The sequence below is a fragment of the Leifsonia sp. Leaf336 genome, from assembly GCF_001423695.1.
In the GTDB taxonomy this organism is placed as follows: domain Bacteria; phylum Actinomycetota; class Actinomycetes; order Actinomycetales; family Microbacteriaceae; genus Leifsonia.
Genome location: NZ_LMOZ01000003.1, coordinates 433708 through 449824, shown reverse-complemented (window position 1 = coordinate 449824; position 16117 = coordinate 433708). Strand labels below are relative to the sequence as shown.

At 69.7% G+C, this 16117-nt stretch carries 17 protein-coding genes; 7 read left to right on the top strand and 10 right to left on the bottom strand.

Annotation, left to right across the window (positions count from 1 at the left end; all coding sequences use genetic code 11):
• Positions 1 to 2: 2 nt before the first annotated feature.
• The gene (locus ASF88_RS17400) at positions 3 to 392 is read right to left on the bottom strand and encodes a DUF1304 domain-containing protein (protein ID WP_055921715.1); all 390 of its coding nucleotides are present in this window, start codon (positions 390 to 392) and stop codon (positions 3 to 5) included.
• Between the two features lie 24 nt (positions 393 to 416).
• Here ASF88_RS17400 and ASF88_RS17395 point away from each other — a divergent pair, with 24 nt between their 5' ends.
• Positions 417 to 1637: an FAD-dependent oxidoreductase gene (locus tag ASF88_RS17395; RefSeq protein ID WP_055921710.1), complete on the top strand. Its 1221-nt coding sequence runs from the start codon at positions 417 to 419 to the stop codon at positions 1635 to 1637.
• Positions 1638 to 1672: 35 nt separating this feature from the next.
• Here the strand turns inward: ASF88_RS17395 and ASF88_RS17390 are convergent, their stop codons facing one another.
• From ASF88_RS17390 to ASF88_RS17380, 3 genes are read right to left on the bottom strand one after another with little or no spacing between them, the layout of a single operon-like run.
• Positions 1673 to 2053, bottom strand: coding sequence for a DUF1304 domain-containing protein (locus ASF88_RS17390; protein WP_055921707.1), 381 nt, complete (start codon positions 2051 to 2053; stop codon positions 1673 to 1675).
• Positions 2054 to 2080: 27 nt separating this feature from the next.
• Complete coding sequence (acuI, locus tag ASF88_RS17385) at positions 2081 to 3103, bottom strand: acrylyl-CoA reductase (NADPH) (protein ID WP_055921704.1); 1023 nt, start codon at positions 3101 to 3103, stop codon at positions 2081 to 2083.
• A 49-nt stretch (positions 3104 to 3152) separates the two neighbouring features.
• Positions 3153 to 3929, bottom strand: a complete 777-nt coding sequence (locus ASF88_RS17380) for an isocitrate lyase/PEP mutase family protein (RefSeq protein WP_055921701.1) — start codon at positions 3927 to 3929, stop codon at positions 3153 to 3155.
• Positions 3930 to 3975: 46 nt separating this feature from the next.
• Here ASF88_RS17380 and ASF88_RS17375 point away from each other — a divergent pair, with 46 nt between their 5' ends.
• Entirely contained in the window at positions 3976 to 5460 is a 1485-nt protein-coding gene (locus ASF88_RS17375; protein WP_055921698.1) for an LssY C-terminal domain-containing protein, read from the top strand.
• Between the two features lie 33 nt (positions 5461 to 5493).
• Here ASF88_RS17375 and ASF88_RS17370 read toward each other — a convergent pair whose 3' ends face one another.
• Together ASF88_RS17370 and trhO are read right to left on the bottom strand one after the other, a co-directional pair.
• A complete protein-coding gene (locus ASF88_RS17370; RefSeq protein ID WP_055921693.1) occupies positions 5494 to 7086 on the bottom strand; it encodes a Na+/H+ antiporter in 1593 nt (530 codons plus the stop codon).
• A 95-nt stretch (positions 7087 to 7181) separates the two neighbouring features.
• Positions 7182 to 8066, bottom strand: coding sequence for an oxygen-dependent tRNA uridine(34) hydroxylase TrhO (gene trhO / locus ASF88_RS17365; protein WP_055921690.1), 885 nt, complete (start codon positions 8064 to 8066; stop codon positions 7182 to 7184).
• A gap of 81 nt (positions 8067 to 8147) precedes the next feature.
• On the opposite strand from trhO, the gene ASF88_RS17360 reads away from it, so the two are divergent.
• The 3 genes from ASF88_RS17360 to ASF88_RS17350 all read left to right on the top strand — a co-directional run bounded on the left by ASF88_RS17360 (position 8148) and on the right by ASF88_RS17350 (position 10238).
• Positions 8148 to 8936 (top strand): polyprenol monophosphomannose synthase, encoded by a 789-nt coding sequence (locus ASF88_RS17360; protein ID WP_055921688.1) that lies wholly within the window; start codon positions 8148 to 8150, stop codon positions 8934 to 8936.
• A gap of 148 nt (positions 8937 to 9084) precedes the next feature.
• Positions 9085 to 9678 carry an amidase domain-containing protein gene (locus ASF88_RS17355; RefSeq protein WP_235493540.1) on the top strand — a complete coding sequence of 198 codons (594 nt, stop codon included), beginning with the start codon at positions 9085 to 9087 and terminating at the stop codon, positions 9676 to 9678.
• 14 nt (positions 9679 to 9692) lie between these two features.
• On the top strand, positions 9693 to 10238 hold the full coding sequence (locus ASF88_RS17350; RefSeq protein WP_235493539.1) for a D-alanyl-D-alanine carboxypeptidase family protein: 546 nt from the start codon (positions 9693 to 9695) through the stop codon (positions 10236 to 10238).
• Positions 10239 to 10265: 27 nt separating this feature from the next.
• Here ASF88_RS17350 and ASF88_RS17345 read toward each other — a convergent pair whose 3' ends face one another.
• Positions 10266 to 11315, bottom strand: a complete 1050-nt coding sequence (locus ASF88_RS17345) for a sensor histidine kinase (RefSeq protein WP_327063247.1) — start codon at positions 11313 to 11315, stop codon at positions 10266 to 10268.
• A 70-nt stretch (positions 11316 to 11385) separates the two neighbouring features.
• The gene (locus ASF88_RS17340) at positions 11386 to 12072 is read right to left on the bottom strand and encodes a response regulator transcription factor (RefSeq protein ID WP_055921679.1); all 687 of its coding nucleotides are present in this window, start codon (positions 12070 to 12072) and stop codon (positions 11386 to 11388) included.
• Positions 12073 to 12193: 121 nt separating this feature from the next.
• Here ASF88_RS17340 and ASF88_RS17335 point away from each other — a divergent pair, with 121 nt between their 5' ends.
• On the top strand, positions 12194 to 12724 hold the full coding sequence (locus tag ASF88_RS17335; RefSeq protein ID WP_055921676.1) for a YbhB/YbcL family Raf kinase inhibitor-like protein: 531 nt from the start codon (positions 12194 to 12196) through the stop codon (positions 12722 to 12724).
• A gap of 21 nt (positions 12725 to 12745) precedes the next feature.
• Here the strand turns inward: ASF88_RS17335 and ASF88_RS17330 are convergent, their stop codons facing one another.
• A complete protein-coding gene (locus ASF88_RS17330) occupies positions 12746 to 13384 on the bottom strand; it encodes a LysE family translocator (protein ID WP_055921674.1) in 639 nt (212 codons plus the stop codon).
• A gap of 175 nt (positions 13385 to 13559) precedes the next feature.
• On the opposite strand from ASF88_RS17330, the gene ASF88_RS17325 reads away from it, so the two are divergent.
• Positions 13560 to 14687, top strand: a complete 1128-nt coding sequence (locus tag ASF88_RS17325) for a bifunctional 2-methylcitrate synthase/citrate synthase (RefSeq protein WP_055921671.1) — start codon at positions 13560 to 13562, stop codon at positions 14685 to 14687.
• A gap of 120 nt (positions 14688 to 14807) precedes the next feature.
• On the opposite strand, the gene ASF88_RS17320 is transcribed toward ASF88_RS17325, so the two are convergent.
• Positions 14808 to 16013, bottom strand: a complete 1206-nt coding sequence (locus ASF88_RS17320; RefSeq protein ID WP_055921668.1) for an acetyl-CoA C-acetyltransferase — start codon at positions 16011 to 16013, stop codon at positions 14808 to 14810.
• Positions 16014 to 16117 lie beyond the last annotated feature (104 nt).

Below are 16117 nucleotides of genomic sequence, written 5' to 3'. Positions count from 1 at the left end.
GCTCACCCCGCGTGCCCGAGCGAGAGCACGACCAGCGCGACCAGCGGCGGGAGCCCCTGCACCAGTGCTGCGCGCCAGTAGCGCCGGCCGGTCGTGAGCAGCACCATCGCGGCGAGCACCATGCACGTGCCGGTGAAGAAGATCAGTCCGAAACCGACGTGCCGCAGCGTCGTCCAGTACAGCACCAGGCCGACCGCGCCGCCGGCGGCGAGGAAGAGATTGTAGAAGCCCTGGTTGTACGCCATCGGGCGTACGACGTCGGCGTCCCGCTGGTCGGCGATCCCGAATCGGCGCCAGACGTTCGGTGACGACCACAGCATGCTCTCCATAGCGAAGAACACGAGGTGCACGACCACCGCGAGCGCGATGAGAACGGATCCGATGATCGCCATGTGGGGAGGATACGCTTCGGGATCATGGAAGTGATGCAGGCGTCCTGCGCCATCTCCGGTGGCGGCCCGGCGGGCATGATGCTCGGCCTCCTCCTCGCGCGTTCCGGTCTCGACGTCGTCGTGCTCGAGAAGCACGCCGACTTCTTCCGCGACTTCCGTGGCGACACCATCCATCCGTCGACGGTCGGGGTGCTCGGCGAGCTGGGGCTGCGCGACGCGTTCCTCGGCCTCCCGCACACCAGCATCCGCACGCTCGACGCGGTCGTCGACGGCACCCGGTTGCACCCGATCGACTTCGGGAGGCTGAAGCCGCCGGACGACTTCCTCGTCCTTGCGCCGCAGTGGGACTTCCTGACCTTCCTCGCTCAGGAAGCCGAACGGTATCCGAACTTCCGGCTCCTGCTGCAGACCGAGGCCACCGATCTGATCCGGGAGGGCGACGTCGTGCGCGGGCTCGAGGCACGCGGGCCGGAGGGCGGGCTGCGAGTGGAGGCTGATCTCACCGTGGCGGCCGATGGTCGCGACTCGGTGCTCCGTGCCGCAGCCGGCCTCCGCCCCCGTCGCTTCGGGGTGCCCATCGACGTCATCTGGTTCCGGTTGCCCAAGCCGGCGGACACGCAGCCGTCGACGCTCGCGTATCTCGGTGGGGGCGCGATGGTCGTCACGATCGATCGCGGCGACTACTTCCAGACCGGGCTGGTGATCGCGAAGGGCGGCATCGACGCTCTGCGCGAGGCCGGCCTCCCCGCGTTCCGGTCCGCCGTCTCTGGTGCGGCGCCGTTCCTGCGGGAGTCGTTGGAGACGATCACGGACTGGGAGTCGCTCAGACTGCTGAGCGTGCAGATCGACCGCCTTCCGCGGTGGTATCGGCACGGGTTCCTCGCGATCGGCGACGCAGCGCACGCGATGTCCCCGGCGTTCGGCGTCGGCGTCAACTACGCCGTGCAGGATGCCGTGGCGACGGCCAACGCTCTCGCGACTCCGCTGCGCTCCGGCCCGGTCGATCTGCGGCTGCTGGACGCACTGCAGCGGCGGCGGCTGCCTCCGGTGGAGTGGATGCAGCGCATCCAGCTGGCGGCGCACCGTCGCCTCACTCGGCCGGGCGCCGGCCCGATCCTGGCGTCACCGCCGTCTCCCGCGATGCGGCTGGCGATCGCCGCCGCGACACCGTTCGCGCAGCGCTTCACCGCGCAGCTGATCGGACGCGGGCTGCGACCCGAATCGGTCGCGCCCGAACTCCGCTGACCCGGCCGCCGGCCGCGCGTCAGGAGAGCGGCGCGTCAGGAGAACAGCATCAGCACGATGCCGATCAGCGGCAGCACGCCCTGGATGATCGCCGGGCGGAGGTAGCCGCGGCCCGTGGTCACGAGCACGATCGACGCGGCGAGCATGCTCGCCATGGTGAAGTAGATGAGCGCGAGCCCGGCGGCGTGCAGGCCGACTCCGAACAGGATCAGCCCGATGATCGCGCCGATCGCGAGGAACAGGTTGTAGAAGCCCTGGTTGTAGGCCATCGGCCGGGTGGTGTCGGCCGCGGCCTGGTCGGCGACGCCGAAGCGCTTCCAGATAGCGGGCCGCGCCCAGGCGACGCTCTCCATCACGAAGATCCCGATGTGCAGAGCTGCGGCCAGGGTGACGACGACGGTCGCGAGCACGATCATGCGGTCAGCCTACGGCAGGGGTGGAGGTCAGGCCCGGACATCGACGACGGTGCGCCCATGCAAGCGGCCCGCCAGGATGTCCTCGGCGGCCGGGACGGCCTCGGCGAGCGGGATGAACCGGGTCATCGCCGCCAGTGCCTCCTCGTCGAGATCGGTGGCGAGTCGTCGCCAGGCCGCCTCGCGGAGCGCCGGAGGGGCCTCCACGGAGTTGATGCCCGTCAGCGTGACGCCGCGCAGGATGAACGGCATGACCGTCGTGGGGAGGTCGCCGCCCTGCGCCAGCCCGCAGGCGGCGACCGTGCCGCCGTACCGGGTCTGCGCGAGCACGTTCGCCAGCGTGTGGCTGCCGACGGAGTCGATCGCTCCAGCCCAGCGCTGCGTCTGCAGGGGCCGCCCGGGGTCGGCGAGCTCCGCCCGGTCGATGATCTCCGTGGCACCGAGGTCGGTCAGGTAGCCGCCCTGCTCCTCCGTGCGGCCGGTGGAGGCGGTAACCGGGTATCCCAGTTTCGCCAGGAGGGACACCGCGACCGAGCCGACACCTCCCGCCGCGCCCGTGACCAGCACGCTCGACCCGGACGAGCGCACGTGGTCGGGATCGACGCCGTTTCGCTCCAGGGCGAGAACGGCGAGCATCGCGGTGAAGCCGGCCGTGCCGATGGCCGCCGCCTGCTCGTTCAGGAGGGTGTCGGGCACCCGGACGAGAGCATCGCCGCGCACGCGAGCCCGCTCGGCGAGCCCGCCGTGGTGGCTCTCGCCGATGCCGTCCCCGTTCAGGACGACGCGGTCTCCCGGCTGCCAGCGCGGGTCCTCCGACGACTCGACGACTCCCACCAGGTCGATGCCGGGGATGAGCGGCGACACCCGCGCGACGCCCGGTCGCCCGGCGATCGCCAGACCGTCCTTGTAGTTGAGATCGGAGAACTCGACGGCGACCGTCACCTCGCCCGGCATCAGGAACGCGTCCGTCAGCTGCCGGACCTCCGCGGTGTGGGCGAGGATGCGGCTGCCCTCGGTCTCCTGCTCGATGACGATGGCGCGGAAGTCGCCCATGGCTCTCCTTCGGTCGGTGCGTTTCGGATCGGGTGTCAGTGCGGACGCGTCAGTTCAGGACGGGAATGGCGTCGGGCAGTTCCCCGCCCGCGTAGAGCTCCGCCGCCGTGCGCTGCAACGCGGCGAGCGCGACACGCTGCGTCCACGGGCCGTACGAGACACGGGCCACGCCGAGCTCGTGCAGCCGGGCGGGGGAGAGGGAGCCGGGCACGGCGATGACGCTGAGCTTGCGATCGCCCAGGCCGCCGACCAGCCGAGACACCGTCTCCTCGTCGAGCCGTCCCGGCACGAATACGCAGGTCGCGCCTTCGTCGAGGAAGGCCCGGCCGCGCCGGATGGCCTCCTCGGTCTTTTCGTCGGCCGTCGGGAACGCGTCCCGGATCCAGACGTCGGTGCGGGCGTTGAGCGCGAACGGCACGCCCTCCGCCTCCGCCGCGGCGACGGCAGCGCGCACGGCGGCGACGGCCTCGTCGAAGGGGCGCACCTGGTCTTCGAGGTTCGCACCGACCACGCCGACGCCGATCGCCCGCCGGATCGTCTCGCCCGCGTTGCCGTAGCCGGCCTCGAGATCGGCGCTGACGGGGAGGTCGGTCGTCGCGACGATCCGGCCGACCATGTCGAGCATGAGCTCGCGCGGGATGCGTTCGCCGTCCTCATAGCCCAGCGTTGCGGCGATGGAGTGGCTGGCCGTTGCCAGTGCCCGCGTCTCCGGGAGGGCTGCGACGGCCTTGGCGCTGATCGCATCCCACACGTTGACGACCTGGAGCAGCTCGGTGGCGTCGTGCAGTCGGCGCAGCTCGGCGCCGCGTTCGGTGATCGAGGTCATGACGCCCACCCTACGACCCGCGCCGCAGCGCCTCTAGGATGGGCCCATGGTGGGCGCCGGGGAGCCGGGAGGACCGCCGCGGACCACGTCCGCCGGCGGGGATCCTCAGCCGTCCAAGACGCTCTCGGCCACCGGCCGCCGGGTCTCGGTCAACGCGGTCGTCGACAACGTGTTCTTCGTCTTCGGCGGCGTCGCGGCGATCTGGCTGGCGTGGCTCGTCTTCACCGAGAGCTTCGCGTGGGGCTGGTTCCTCGTCCTGTTCTTCCTGCTGTTCTGGATCGTCCTCGCCTATCTGGTGCTGCCGAGGCTGCATCGCATCCTCACCCAGATCTACGTGCCCGACTACTTCATCGGGAGGGCCAGGACGAGCGACGGCCTCCTCGGCGATCCGATCAACCTGGCGCTGCTGGGGTCGGAGGCGCAGCTCGACGAGGCCATGACCGCGGCGGGCTGGACCAGGGCCGACGACGTCACCGCCGCCTCCAGCCGCCGCATCATCACGTCGACCCTGCTGCGCCGCAGCTACGACGAGGCTCCGGTGAGCCCGCTGTTCCTGTTCGGCCACCAGCAGGATCTCGCCTACCAGCAGGAGGTGCGCGGCAACCCCGCGAAGCGCCACCACGTGCGGTTCTGGCGATGCCCGGAGGGCTGGATGCTGCCCGGAGGCCACCGGGTCGACTGGCTGGCGGCGGGGACGTTCGACCGTTCCGTGGGCTTCTCGCTGTTCACGCTGCAGATCACGCACAAGATCGACGCGAACACCGACATCGAGCGCGACCACATCGTCTCGACGCTGAACGATGCGGGGATCGGCGTCGACGTGTCCGTCATCCGCGACTTCTCGACCGGGTACCACTCGCGCAACGGCGGAGGCGACAGCATCGAGACCGACGGCGACCTTCCGGTGACCGACCTGTCGGCGGTGACCGTCGAGCCGTGGGCGGTCGCGCGCGCGGCCGGGGCGGACGAGCGGCGAGTGGCCCGCGCCGAGCGCCGGCCGGTGCCCACGACGCTGGGCTTCCTCCTCATGCTGCTGCGGGTGGTCGCCGGAATGCTCACCGTCGTCCTGACCGTGCTCGCCTGGCCGGCGTTCATTCGCTCGGAGCTGGTGTCGCAGACCGGGCAGGCGCTCACCGCGGAGGAGCAGCAGGGAGCCGACCTCGTGTTCGGCATCGCGATGGGGTTGTTCGCAGCGGGGCTGGTGTTCTACTTCCTCCTCGCCCTCTTGGTGTTCACCGGGAGCAACTGGGCGCGCATCGCCTCCATGTCGTACAGCGCGCTGCTGGTGGTCCTCGCGGCGATCGACTTCTTCAACGGCGGCGACCAGGTCACACTGCACACGAACATCCTGGGCCTGCCGTTGGACATCCTGGTCGTGCTCGCGCTGTCCTCGCAGCGGTCGCGCGTGTGGGCGCGGCGACGCCGGGTGGGCTCGCGCCCAGGTGCCGCCGCGAGTATCGGAGCCGCGGCCGCGCGCACCGAGGCGCTCGCCGCAGCCGACGCGCCAGCCGACGACACGAGTCTGCGCTGACGCCAGAGCCTGCGCTGACGCCGGCCGCCCGGCTCACATCAGCTTCTTGCCGTCCGTCCCTCCGGCCTTGAGCGCGGACTCCTCGGCATCCAGGAAAGCCAGCACCGAACGCACCGCCAGCTCCTGGTAGCGGCCCTCCGCCCGCGCCTCGAGCACCGCTTGCCGCTCGGCCACGATCATCGACCTGCGGAGCCGCCGGTACTCGAGCGGAGCATCCTCGGTGTCCTCCGGGGTCGGGTTCTCCAGCGCGTCCGAGAGGAACACCGCGTTGATGCGCAGCCGCTCGATCACCCGGTCGTCCTCCTCGCCGGTCACCTGCGACTCCAGGTGCTCGAGCCCCGCCGACTGCGCCTCGGCCAGCAGTCGCTGCATCTCGCCGGCCTCCTGCGCGAAATCGGGAGGCGGCAGCTTCAGCCGCCGGATGACCCACGGCAGCGCGAGCCCCTCGAGCAGAGTCGCGACCACGACCACGAACGCGAGGAACTGCAGGAACTCGCGGTGGGGCGTCTGCTCGGGAAGAAGGAACACGGCAGCGAGCGTCACCACCCCGCGGATGCCTGCGAACGACACCGCGATGCCGGTCGGCCACGTCCAGCCGCGTTCTCGGAGCCGTTGGGGCCCGTACCGGTAGAGCGTGGTCGTCCCGACCATCCAGAGGAACCGCGCGAGAAAGAGGGCCAGAAGCACCGCGATGCTGATCCACACCGTCTCGGCCACCGTGATACCCGACCGGAAGGCCGAGTTCAGGATGCTGGAGAGTTCCAGCCCGATGAACAGGAACACCGCGTTCTCGAGCAGGAACTCGACCGTACGCCAGTTGATCGTCTCCGCGATCCGGGCCTCCGCCGTCTGGATCGTGGGGGAGCGGTACCCGAGGTAGAGGCCGGCGACCACGACCGACAGGATGCCCGAGCCGTGCAGGAACTGCGAGGGGATGAACGCCAGGTACGGGGTGATCAGGCCGAGGGAGGTGTCGAGCACGGGCGAGCGCAGCTGCTTGCGGATCAGCGACAGGACCCAGCCGACAAGGAGGCCCATCCCTACGCCGACCACGACCGCGATCACGAAGTCTCCGGCGATCGCCCACGGGTTGACGACGCTGACGATCGCGGCGATGGTCGCGTTCAGCGCCACCAGCGCGGTCGCGTCGTTGAGCAGGCTCTCGCCCTCCAGCACGGTCACGAGTCGCCGGGGGAGGTGCCCGCGGCCGGCTATCGCCGTCACGGCCACGGTGTCGGTCGGGGCGACGACCGCGCCGAAGGCGAAGGCCGCCGCGACCGTGATCGCCGGGACGACCAGCCACGTCGTGAACCCGACCACCACGACGGTGAACACCACCAGGCCGACGGAGAGCAGCAGGATGCCGTCGCGCCTCGCGCGCACGTCGACGATGGAGGTCTGGATGGCCGCCGCGAACAGCAGCGGAGGCAGCAGACCGTAGAGCACGACCTCCGGCTCGAGCGCCACCTGCGGAACACCGGGGATGAACGACGCGATCGCGCCGACGACCACCAGGACGACAGGCGCCGACCAGCCCACACGGCGTGAGAGCCCCGTGACCGTGACCGTCACGACGACGAACGACACGATCCAGACGATGGTGGAGACCGGATCCATGGTGTTCATGATGGCCGCAACGCGAAAGCGCCAGCAATGGTTCCCGGCGATCCCGTCCGGATCGGGATGCCTCGGCCCACGCGCGTCGGCTCAGCCGCGTCGGGTCACGCGTGCACGGCGCAGGCGAGCCCCGAGCACTCCTCGCAGACCACGAGCTGCTCCCGGCACGAGACGTCGGCGCAGTTCCGCATGCGGTCGGAGGCGGCTCCGCACCCGGCGCAGCGGCCGACGACCGCCGCGTGGTCCGAGAACCGCACCGAGCCGCGGCCGTCGAAGACGTACAGCGAGCCCTCCCAGAGCCCGTCGTCGCCGAAGCGCTCGCCGTAGCGGACCACGCCGCCGTCGAGCTGGTAGACCTCGCCGAACCCGCGCGAGCGCATCAGGCCCGAGAGCACCTCGCACCGGATCCCTCCCGTGCAGTAGGTGACGACGGCTTTGTCCTTCAGGTGGTCGTAGCGGCCGCTGTCGAGCTCGGCGACGAACTCCCGCGTCGTCGCGACATCGGGCACGATCGCGCCGCGGAAGCGCCCGATCCCCGCCTCGAAACGGTTGCGCCCGTCGAAGAAGACGACATCGTCGCGCTGGTCGAGCAGGGCGTGGAGGCTGTCGGGGTCGAGTCGCTCGCCGCCACCGATCACGCCGCCGCCGTCCACGTGCAGTTCCTCGGGAGCGCCGAACGAGACGATCTCGTCGCGTACGCGCACCGAGAGCCGCGGGAAGTCGAGGCTCGCACCCTCCTCGTCGAGGCCGGAACCCTCGCTCCACTTGACGTCGAGCCCGTGGAAGGCGGCGTAGTCCTTCGTCTTGCGCACGTAGCGCTTGAGCGCGCCGAGCTCACCGCCGAGCGTGCCGTTGATGCCGTCCTTCGACAGCAGGATCCGTCCGCGCAGCCCGAGGGACTCGCAGAGATCCCGCTGCCACAGCCGCACCGCGTCCGGATCGGGGAGCGGCGCGAAGACGTAGAACAGCAGGACTTTGGCGACGGGCACCGAGGGATGCTAGCAGCGCCGACTGCGAATACCGACAGATTCGTTCGCCTCCCGTTCAGCAGAATGGACGATGGTATGACTATGCGAACGATCGTGATCCTTCCGACGTACAACGAGCGCGAGAACATCGGCTCCGTCGTCGGGCGGGTCCGCGCCTCCACGCCGGAGGTCGATGTGCTCGTCGTCGACGACGGGTCGCCCGACGGCACGGGCGAGATCGCAGACGCCCTCGCAGCGACCGACGCCAGCGTGCACGTCCTGCACCGGGCGGGCAAGGAGGGCCTGGGCGCCGCCTACCGCGCGGGGATGTCCTGGGCGCTCGACGCGGGTTACGAGGCGGTCGTCGAGATGGATGCCGACGGCTCGCACCGCCCGGAGGAGCTCCCAGCGCTGCTGGCCGCGCTTCGCGCCGTGCCGTCGGGCGACGGAGCCGACGGAGCCGACCTGGTGCTCGGCTCCCGCTGGGTCGCGGGTGGCGGCGTGGTCAACTGGCCGGCCCATCGCCGTCTGCTCTCCCGCGGCGGCAGCGCGTACTCGCGGTTCTGCCTCGGTGTCCGGGCGCGCGACGTCACTGGAGGCTACCGGGCCTTCACGGCTGACGCGCTGCGACGCATCCACTTCGGCGACGTCGAGAGCCAGGGCTACTGCTTCCAGATCGACATGCTGCGTCGCGCATACGACGCAGGCCTCGCGGTGGTCGAGGTGCCGATCACGTTCGTCGAGCGTGAGCACGGCGCCTCCAAGATGACCGGCGGAATCGTCGCGGAGGCGATGCTGCGGGTGACCGGGTGGGGCATCGCGGGTCTGCCCAAGCGGTTCCGCCGGCAATCGGAGCGCTCGACAGTGACGGAGTCGACGCAGCGCGCGTAGCCCGCGCCTGTTGAAAACATATGCAGAAGCGGAGACGCTACCGCAACTGAGTCCTTGGTGAAATTGAAGTACGACGCGCAGTTCGCGCGCACTCCACTTCGAATGAATCCGGGGGATTCAGATGAACTCACTTGTTTCACGATGCGCGGTGAGCATCGCCGGTCTTGGTCTCATGCTCGTCATGTCCGGCTGCTCACCCGCGACGTCGTCAACCGATAGCCCCGCGGCGACCGTCAGCAGCCGGGAGGCCGCTGCCAACGCCGATAGGCAACTCACCTACGCCCTCGCGCACTGGAACGACTACAACACCGCCCAGTACGGCGACCTCAACCCGGTCGGCGGGGACTGCGCGAACTTCGTCAGCCAGACTCTGATCGCCCGCGGCTGGCAGATGAACTCCGACTGGTACAACCACGACGCCGCCGCCGACTGGAGCCCCGCGTGGGGTTACGTGCCCGCCATGGACAACTACTTCCGCGCGAACGCCGCCAAGCTCGGTCTCACCGAATATTCGTTCGGCCAGCGCGAGAAGATCAGAATCGGCGACATCGTCATGTTCGATTGGAACGACAACGACTCGCTCGACCACGTGCAGATCGTCTCCGCGGTGCAGGAGGTCGAAGGAACGATCTCTATCAAGATGGTCGGCCACAACATCGACACCGACTACCGCGATCTGGATACGACGATCACGGTCGACCATCCCGGCGCCATCGGCCACTTCTGGGCGGTGACGAAATGAGGCGCGGCGCTCGCATGGTCGCAGTGCTGGGGGCGCTCGCCCTCTCCGTCTCGTTGGCGGCCTGCGCCGCTGTCCCCACCGTGGTCGAGAAGCTCACGACCGCGACGAGCACAGCGGGCCTCACCGATGCGGACGGTTACATTCCGAATGGTGATTCTCTGACGTTGACCAGCGACAAGCCCGCTGTCACCAAGCTGGATCCGGAGTTGCTGGCGGCCCTGAGAGCGGCTGACCGGGCAGCTGAAGACGAACGCGGCATTCCGATCACGATCACCGACGGCTGGCGGTCGGAGCGCTATCAGAACGTCCTGTTCGAGCGCGCCGTCCAAAACTACGGAAGCGAAGAGGAGGCGTCGAAGTGGGCGAAGAGGGGCACCGACTCCGCCCACGTCTCCGGCCACGCCGTGGACATCGCGACGGCGGACGCGATGGACTTCCTCAACCGATTCGGTAACCGTTGGGGGGTCTGTCAGGTTTACGCGAACGAGATATGGCACTTCGAACTCCTGACGAGTCCGGGCGGGACGTGTCCGCCGATGGCCGCCGACGGGCGAGGGTGATCGTTGGCGTCGCGCTAGTTGTCGTGGCTAACTCGAAGGACCGGGCCAGGTCGCCACGACCCGCAGACCTCCTCCGTCCCGAGGGATAAGGCGAAGGTCGCCGCCGTGAACACGGGCGATGCTCGCGCAGATCGCGAGACCCAGTCCGGCGCCGACGTGGCTTCCGTCGGTCGCGCGCGTACGAGAACGACCTCTCTCGAACGGCTCGACGAGGGAGGCGACGACGGATGGTTCGACCGGCCGCCCGGTGTTCTCGACGGTCAGCGTCGTGGCGCTCGACGCGTCGGCAGCGACAGTGATCCACACGCGCCGGTCAGTCCCGACATTGTGGACGATCGCATTGTGGACGAGGTTGGAGAGCAGCCGTTCGATCAGCGACTCATTTCCACACGCGGTGGGTGCCTCGATCGTCGTGCTGATCGTCACGCGGCTTCTCGTCGCTGACGCCGCCAGGGTATCGACTACGCGCGCAGTCAGTGATTCGAGATCGATCTCCACTGCCGGCACCTCGACGGAGGAGCGCCCGAGACGCGCGAGAAGGAGGAGGGATTCCGTGGAGGCGATCGCCCGCTCGTTGATCTCAGCGAGCCTTCCGAACACCATCTCGACGTCGGTGTCAGGATCCGCGCTGGCGACGTCCAGGATCGTGCGCGTCATCGCCAGGGGGGTGCGGAGCTCGTGCGATGCGTTCGCGGCGAACCGCTGCTGCTCCCCGACTTGCTGCTCCACGCGGTCGAGCATCAGATCGAAGGCATCGGAGAGGGTGCGGAACTCGTCCGCGCGTCCTGGCAGCTGTACGCGGTGCCCGAGGTCGCCGTCGGCGATCCGCCGCGCGGCGCGATCGATGGCGGACAGTGGCTTGAGCATCCGGCCCGCCAGGAACCACCCGCCGACGAAGCCCACCACCGCGACGAGCACTAGCACCCGAATCGCCACGGGGACGAACGCCTCGATCAAATCGGCGCGATTGGGTGCCCAGCCCTGGTCGACGTCCGCGCCGATGATCTGCAGATTCCCCTGCGGGACGAATCGGAGCACATACCACGTGACCGCGAGGAGGGCGATCGCCGCGAGCACGAGAAAGCCGGCATACGAGAGCGTCAGCTTGATCCGGACGGAGAGTCCGGGCAGGCGGCGCGCAGCCGGTTCAGCCATGATGCTCGGGCCGTGGCGCGGAATCGGCGAGCCGATAGCCCACCCCCGCAACTGTCTCGATGATCGACGGCTCGCCGAGCCTCTTGCGGAGGGACGAGATCGTGATCCTGACCGCGTTGGTGAAGGGGTCCGCGTTCTCGTCCCAGGCGCGCTCGAGAAGCTCCTCCGCACTGATCACGCCTCCGTCGGCATCGACCAGCACTTCGAGCACCGCGAACTGCTTGCGCGTGAGCGCGACGTAGCGGCCGCCGCGGAACACCTCCCGACGGAACGGGTCGATCGTGAGATCACCGACACGCCGCACCGGTGGGGCCGCCTCGACGGGCCGGCGGGCGATAGCGCGAAGCCGGAGCACGAGCTCGCGCAACACGAACGGCTTGGTCAGGTAGTCATCGGCGCCGACCTCGAATCCGGTCTCCTTATCGTCGATCCGGTCGGCCGCTGTGAGCATGATGATGCGGGTCGCGGGCTGGTTGTGGACGAGGTAGCGGCAGACGTCGTCCCCGGACGGCCCGGGGATGTCGCGGTCGAGGACCGCCACGTCGTAGCGGTTGATGGAGAGCAACTCGAGAGCGCGGTCGCCGTCGCCGGCGATATCGGCAGAGATGGCCTCCAGCCGCAGCCCGTCGCGGATCGCCTCCGCGAGATAGTCCTCGTCCTCAACGATCAGCACACGCATAGGAAAAGGGTAACGCTCGGAAATGTTGGATACGCATGCGGAACCTGGAACTTCACCCCCCGAGGACAGGCTCACGGCCTCCCGCTGACCCAGCCCGGCTGGCGGGCGTAGCGTTACGTCTATGTCGAGAGATCCCCTGGAGCGCTTCGGCGCCGTTCCCCAGTTCACCCTCACGAGCGACGACGTCGCCGACGACCGTCCGCTGGCGCGAGCGCAGTGGGGTGCGGGAGGTGGCGGCGGTGACATCTCGCCGCAGCTGTCGTGGAGCGGATTCCCCGCCGAGACCAAGAGCTTCGCCGTCACGATCCACGATCCCGACGCGCCGACCGGCTCCGGCTTCTGGCACTGGGCGGTCTACAACCTCCCGGCCTCGGTGACCTCGCTGGCCGCGGGTGCGGGCGCGGAGGGTGGGGCCTCCCTGCCGCAGGGCGCGGCGATGCTCTCCAACGAACTGCGGTCCAAGAGCTTCACTGGCGCGGGTCCGCCTCCGGGAACGGGGACGCACCACTACTACATCGTGGTCCACGCCCTGGATGTCGACCACCTCGATCTCGACCCCGAGTCGACACCGGCCGTCCTCGGCTTCAACGCGCACTTCCACTCGCTGGGCCGCGCCGTTCTGGTGCCCGTGGCGACAGCCGGGGACATCTAGCGCGCAGCGCCGGACGGGTGTCTAGTGCTTGTTCCCCGTCAGGGCGAGCACGCCACCGAGGCCGATCATCAGCACGCCGCCGGTGGCGCCGAGGCGCTCGACGCGCTTCGGCGACCGCCCGAACCACGTGCGGGCGGTGCCGGCCACCAGCGCCCAGATGCTGTCGAACGTCAGCGCGAGCAGCAGGAAGACGACGCCGAGCTCGAACATCTGCACCGGGATGGCACCTGCGTGATAGTCGACGAACTGGGGCAGCACCGCTACGAAGAACACCAGCGACTTCGGGTTGGTCAGCCCGACGAGGAAACCCTCTCCGAGAATCCGCAGCCGGGAACGCCGCGGCGGCGTCGCCTCGTGGGTCACCGCGGTGTGCCGGCGGTGGCGGATCGCCTGGACCCCGAGGTACATCAGGTACGCCGCGCCGGCGAACTTGATGATCGTGAACGCCACCAGCGACTGGGCGACGATGGCGCCGATCCCGAGCGCCACGGCGATCACGAGCGGCAGCATCCCGAGGGCGTTGCCGAGCACGCTCAGCAGGCCGCCCAGCCTTCCGAGGGCCAGCGACCTCCCGATCACGAAAAGCACGCTCGGCCCCGGGATGACGATGAGCGCGACCGCCGCCAGAGCGAACGCGAGCAGTGACGGAGGGGGCACCATGGACAAGGAGCGTAGGCGAGGGGAGCTCGTCGTGGGAAGGCCGACGACCTGGGGCCGAGACATCGCGTCGACCTCCGCGACCTGATTGACTACGGGGAGACGACGCGAACGACACCTCGGTGCACGACTCGAGGGCGCCGCCGACAACTGCCACAGCAGCGAAGGAGCAGCAGACATGACCGACCCCGAGATCCACAAGGGCCTCGCCGGCGTCGTGGTAGACACCACGACCATCTCGTCCGTCAACCCGCAGACCAACTCGTTGCTGTACCGCGGTTACCCCGTGCAAGAGCTCGCCGCCCAGTGCTCGTTCGAGGAGGTCGCCTGGCTGCTGTGGCACGGCGAGCTGCCCACGGCGGAGGAGCTCGAGGGCTTCGAGAAGCTGGAGCGCGGCCTGCGCGGGCTCGACGATCGCACGCGCCGGGCGCTCGACGACATCCCGGCCTCCGCGCACCCGATGGACGCGCTGCGCACGGCGGTCAGCCAGCTCGGCGGCCTCGATCCGACGCTGGAGCAGGAGGACGGCATCCTCGATCCCGAGCTCAACCTCGGGCGGGCCGTGTACCTCTTCGCGCAGCTGCCGACGATCGTCGCGTACATCCAGCGCCGTCGCCGCGGGCTCGACCTCGTGGAGCCGCGGGACGACCTCGACTACGCGCGAAACTTCCTCTGGCTGACGTTCGGGGAGGTCCCGGACGACGTGGTGGTGGACGCGTTCCGGGTCTCGCTCGTTCTCTACGCGGAGCACTCGTTCAACGCCTCGACCTTCACCGCGCGCGTGATCGCCTCCACTCTCTCCGACGTGTACTCGGCGGTGACCGGCGCGATCGGCGCGCTCAAGGGACCGCTGCACGGCGGCGCCAACGAGGCCGTGATGCACGCCTTCGACGAGATCGGCAGCGCCGACCGGGCGGAGGCCTGGCTCGACGACGCCCTGGCGCAGAAGCGCAAGATCATGGGATTCGGCCACCGCGTCTACAAGAACGGCGACTCCCGCGTACCGACCATGCGCGCGTCGCTCGAGACCCTGGTCGAGCACTACGACCGCCAGGACATGCTCGACCTCTACGACGCCCTCGAGAACGCGATGGGCGAGCGCAAGAACATCAAGCCGAACCTCGACTATCCCTCCGGTCCGGCCTACAACCTGATGGGCTTCGACACCGAGACCTTCACCCCGCTCTTCGCTGCCGCGCGCGTCACGGGCTGGACCGCCCACGTCTTCGAGCAGTACGCGGCGAACTCCCTGATCCGACCGCTCTCGCAGTACACCGGCCCCGCCGAGCGTCACCTGACCCGCTGACGCCCGGCGCCGAACACCCGGCGCCCGGCGCCCCACGCAACGGAGGAGATCCGTCCCATCCCGGGCCGGATCTCCTCCGTTCACTGCTTCCCGGCACCTCCTGGCGCAGGATCTCCTCCGTCAGCGCCAGAGCAGCAGCGCGTCTCCCTGCCCGCCGCCGCCGCAGAGCGCGACGGCCGCACGGCCGGAACCGCGTCGAGCGAGCTCGTGGGCCGCATGACCGGCGAGTCGCGCTCCGGAGGCCCCGATCGGGTGACCGAGCGCGATCGCGCCGCCGTGGATGTTGACCTTCTCCGGGTCGAGGTCCAGGTCCGCGGTCGACTGCAGAGCGACGGCCGCGAAGGCCTCGTTGATCTCGATCAGGTCGAGGTCGTCGACCGCCCAGCCCGCGCGCGTGAGCGCCGCCTGGATCGCGTTCGACGGCTGCGAGTGCAGCGAGTTGTCCGGGCCGGCGACCTGCCCGCTGCTCCCGACGACCGCCAGCCAGTCCAGTCCCAGACGTTCGGCGTTCTCGCGCGACGTGAGGATGAGCGCGGCGGCGCCGTCGCTGAGCGGTGAGGAGTTGCCCGCCGTGAGTGTGCCCTCGGCGGCGAAGCTGGGCCGCAGCTTGGCCAGCACTTCCGCCGTGGAGTCCGGTCGCACGCCCTCGTCGGCCGTGACGACCACCGGGTCGCCCTTGCGCTGAGCGATGCTGACCGGCGCGATCTCGTCCTCGAAGACTCCGGAGGCCGCCGCGGCGCCGGCCCGCTGGTGCGAAGCGGCGGCGAACGCGTCCTGGGCCTCACGCGTGAGCCCGAGCTTCTGGGTGTACTGCTCGGTGGAGGCGCCCATCGAGATCTTGTCGAAGGCGTCGGTCAGGCCGTCGTGCGCAGCGGAGTCGACGGCCTCGATCGAGCCGTACGTCCAGCCCTTCCGCGAGCCCGGCAGCACGTGCGGGGCGTTGGTCATGGACTCCTGACCGCCGGCCGCGACGATCGTCGCCTCGCCCGCGCGGATGAGGCGGGCCGCGTCGATCACGGCCGCGAGGCCGGAGAGGCACACCTTGTTGATCGTGGTGGCCGGCACGTTCCAGCCGATTCCTGCGCCGATGGCGGTCTGCCTGGCGGGATTCTGGCCGGCTCCCGCTTGCAGCACCTGGCCGAAGATCACCGCGTCGACGTCCTCAGCGTCGACGCCGGACTGCTCCAGCGCGCGCCGGAGAGCGACGGCCCCGAGCTGGACGGCGCTCTGGCTGGCGAGCGCGCCCAGGATCTTGCCCTGCGGGGTGCGCGCAGCCGACAGGATGACGACGTCGTTCGGTCGGGGTTCGGGGAGGGGACTGGTCATTGCGGGGCGACTCCTTCGTTGCCGGGATACTCTCCGTCCATTGTCATCCACAGGACGGCCCTCAGCGGCAGTTGTCCACAGATTGGTGGGCTCCGGCCGTCGGG

Coding starts and splice junctions, on each gene's coding strand:
- ASF88_RS17390 (WP_055921707.1), bottom strand. CDS start 2,053: ATGATCGTGCTCGCGACCGTCGTCGTCACCCTGGCCGCAGCTCTGCAC.
- ASF88_RS17340 (WP_055921679.1), bottom strand. CDS start 12,072: ATGCGTGTGCTGATCGTTGAGGACGAGGACTATCTCGCGGAGGCGATC.
- ASF88_RS17320 (WP_055921668.1), bottom strand. CDS start 16,013: ATGACCAGTCCCCTCCCCGAACCCCGACCGAACGACGTCGTCATCCTG.
- ASF88_RS17350 (WP_235493539.1), top strand. CDS start 9,693: ATGGTCGCAGTGCTGGGGGCGCTCGCCCTCTCCGTCTCGTTGGCGGCC.
- acuI (WP_055921704.1), bottom strand. CDS start 3,103: ATGGGCGACTTCCGCGCCATCGTCATCGAGCAGGAGACCGAGGGCAGC.
- ASF88_RS17375 (WP_055921698.1), top strand. CDS start 3,976: ATGGTGGGCGCCGGGGAGCCGGGAGGACCGCCGCGGACCACGTCCGCC.
- ASF88_RS17335 (WP_055921676.1), top strand. CDS start 12,194: ATGTCGAGAGATCCCCTGGAGCGCTTCGGCGCCGTTCCCCAGTTCACC.
- ASF88_RS17370 (WP_055921693.1), bottom strand. CDS start 7,086: ATGAACACCATGGATCCGGTCTCCACCATCGTCTGGATCGTGTCGTTC.
- ASF88_RS17380 (WP_055921701.1), bottom strand. CDS start 3,929: ATGACCTCGATCACCGAACGCGGCGCCGAGCTGCGCCGACTGCACGAC.
- ASF88_RS17330 (WP_055921674.1), bottom strand. CDS start 13,384: ATGGTGCCCCCTCCGTCACTGCTCGCGTTCGCTCTGGCGGCGGTCGCG.
- ASF88_RS17395 (WP_055921710.1), top strand. CDS start 417: ATGGAAGTGATGCAGGCGTCCTGCGCCATCTCCGGTGGCGGCCCGGCG.
- ASF88_RS17400 (WP_055921715.1), bottom strand. CDS start 392: ATGGCGATCATCGGATCCGTTCTCATCGCGCTCGCGGTGGTCGTGCAC.
- ASF88_RS17360 (WP_055921688.1), top strand. CDS start 8,148: ATGCGAACGATCGTGATCCTTCCGACGTACAACGAGCGCGAGAACATC.
- ASF88_RS17325 (WP_055921671.1), top strand. CDS start 13,560: ATGACCGACCCCGAGATCCACAAGGGCCTCGCCGGCGTCGTGGTAGAC.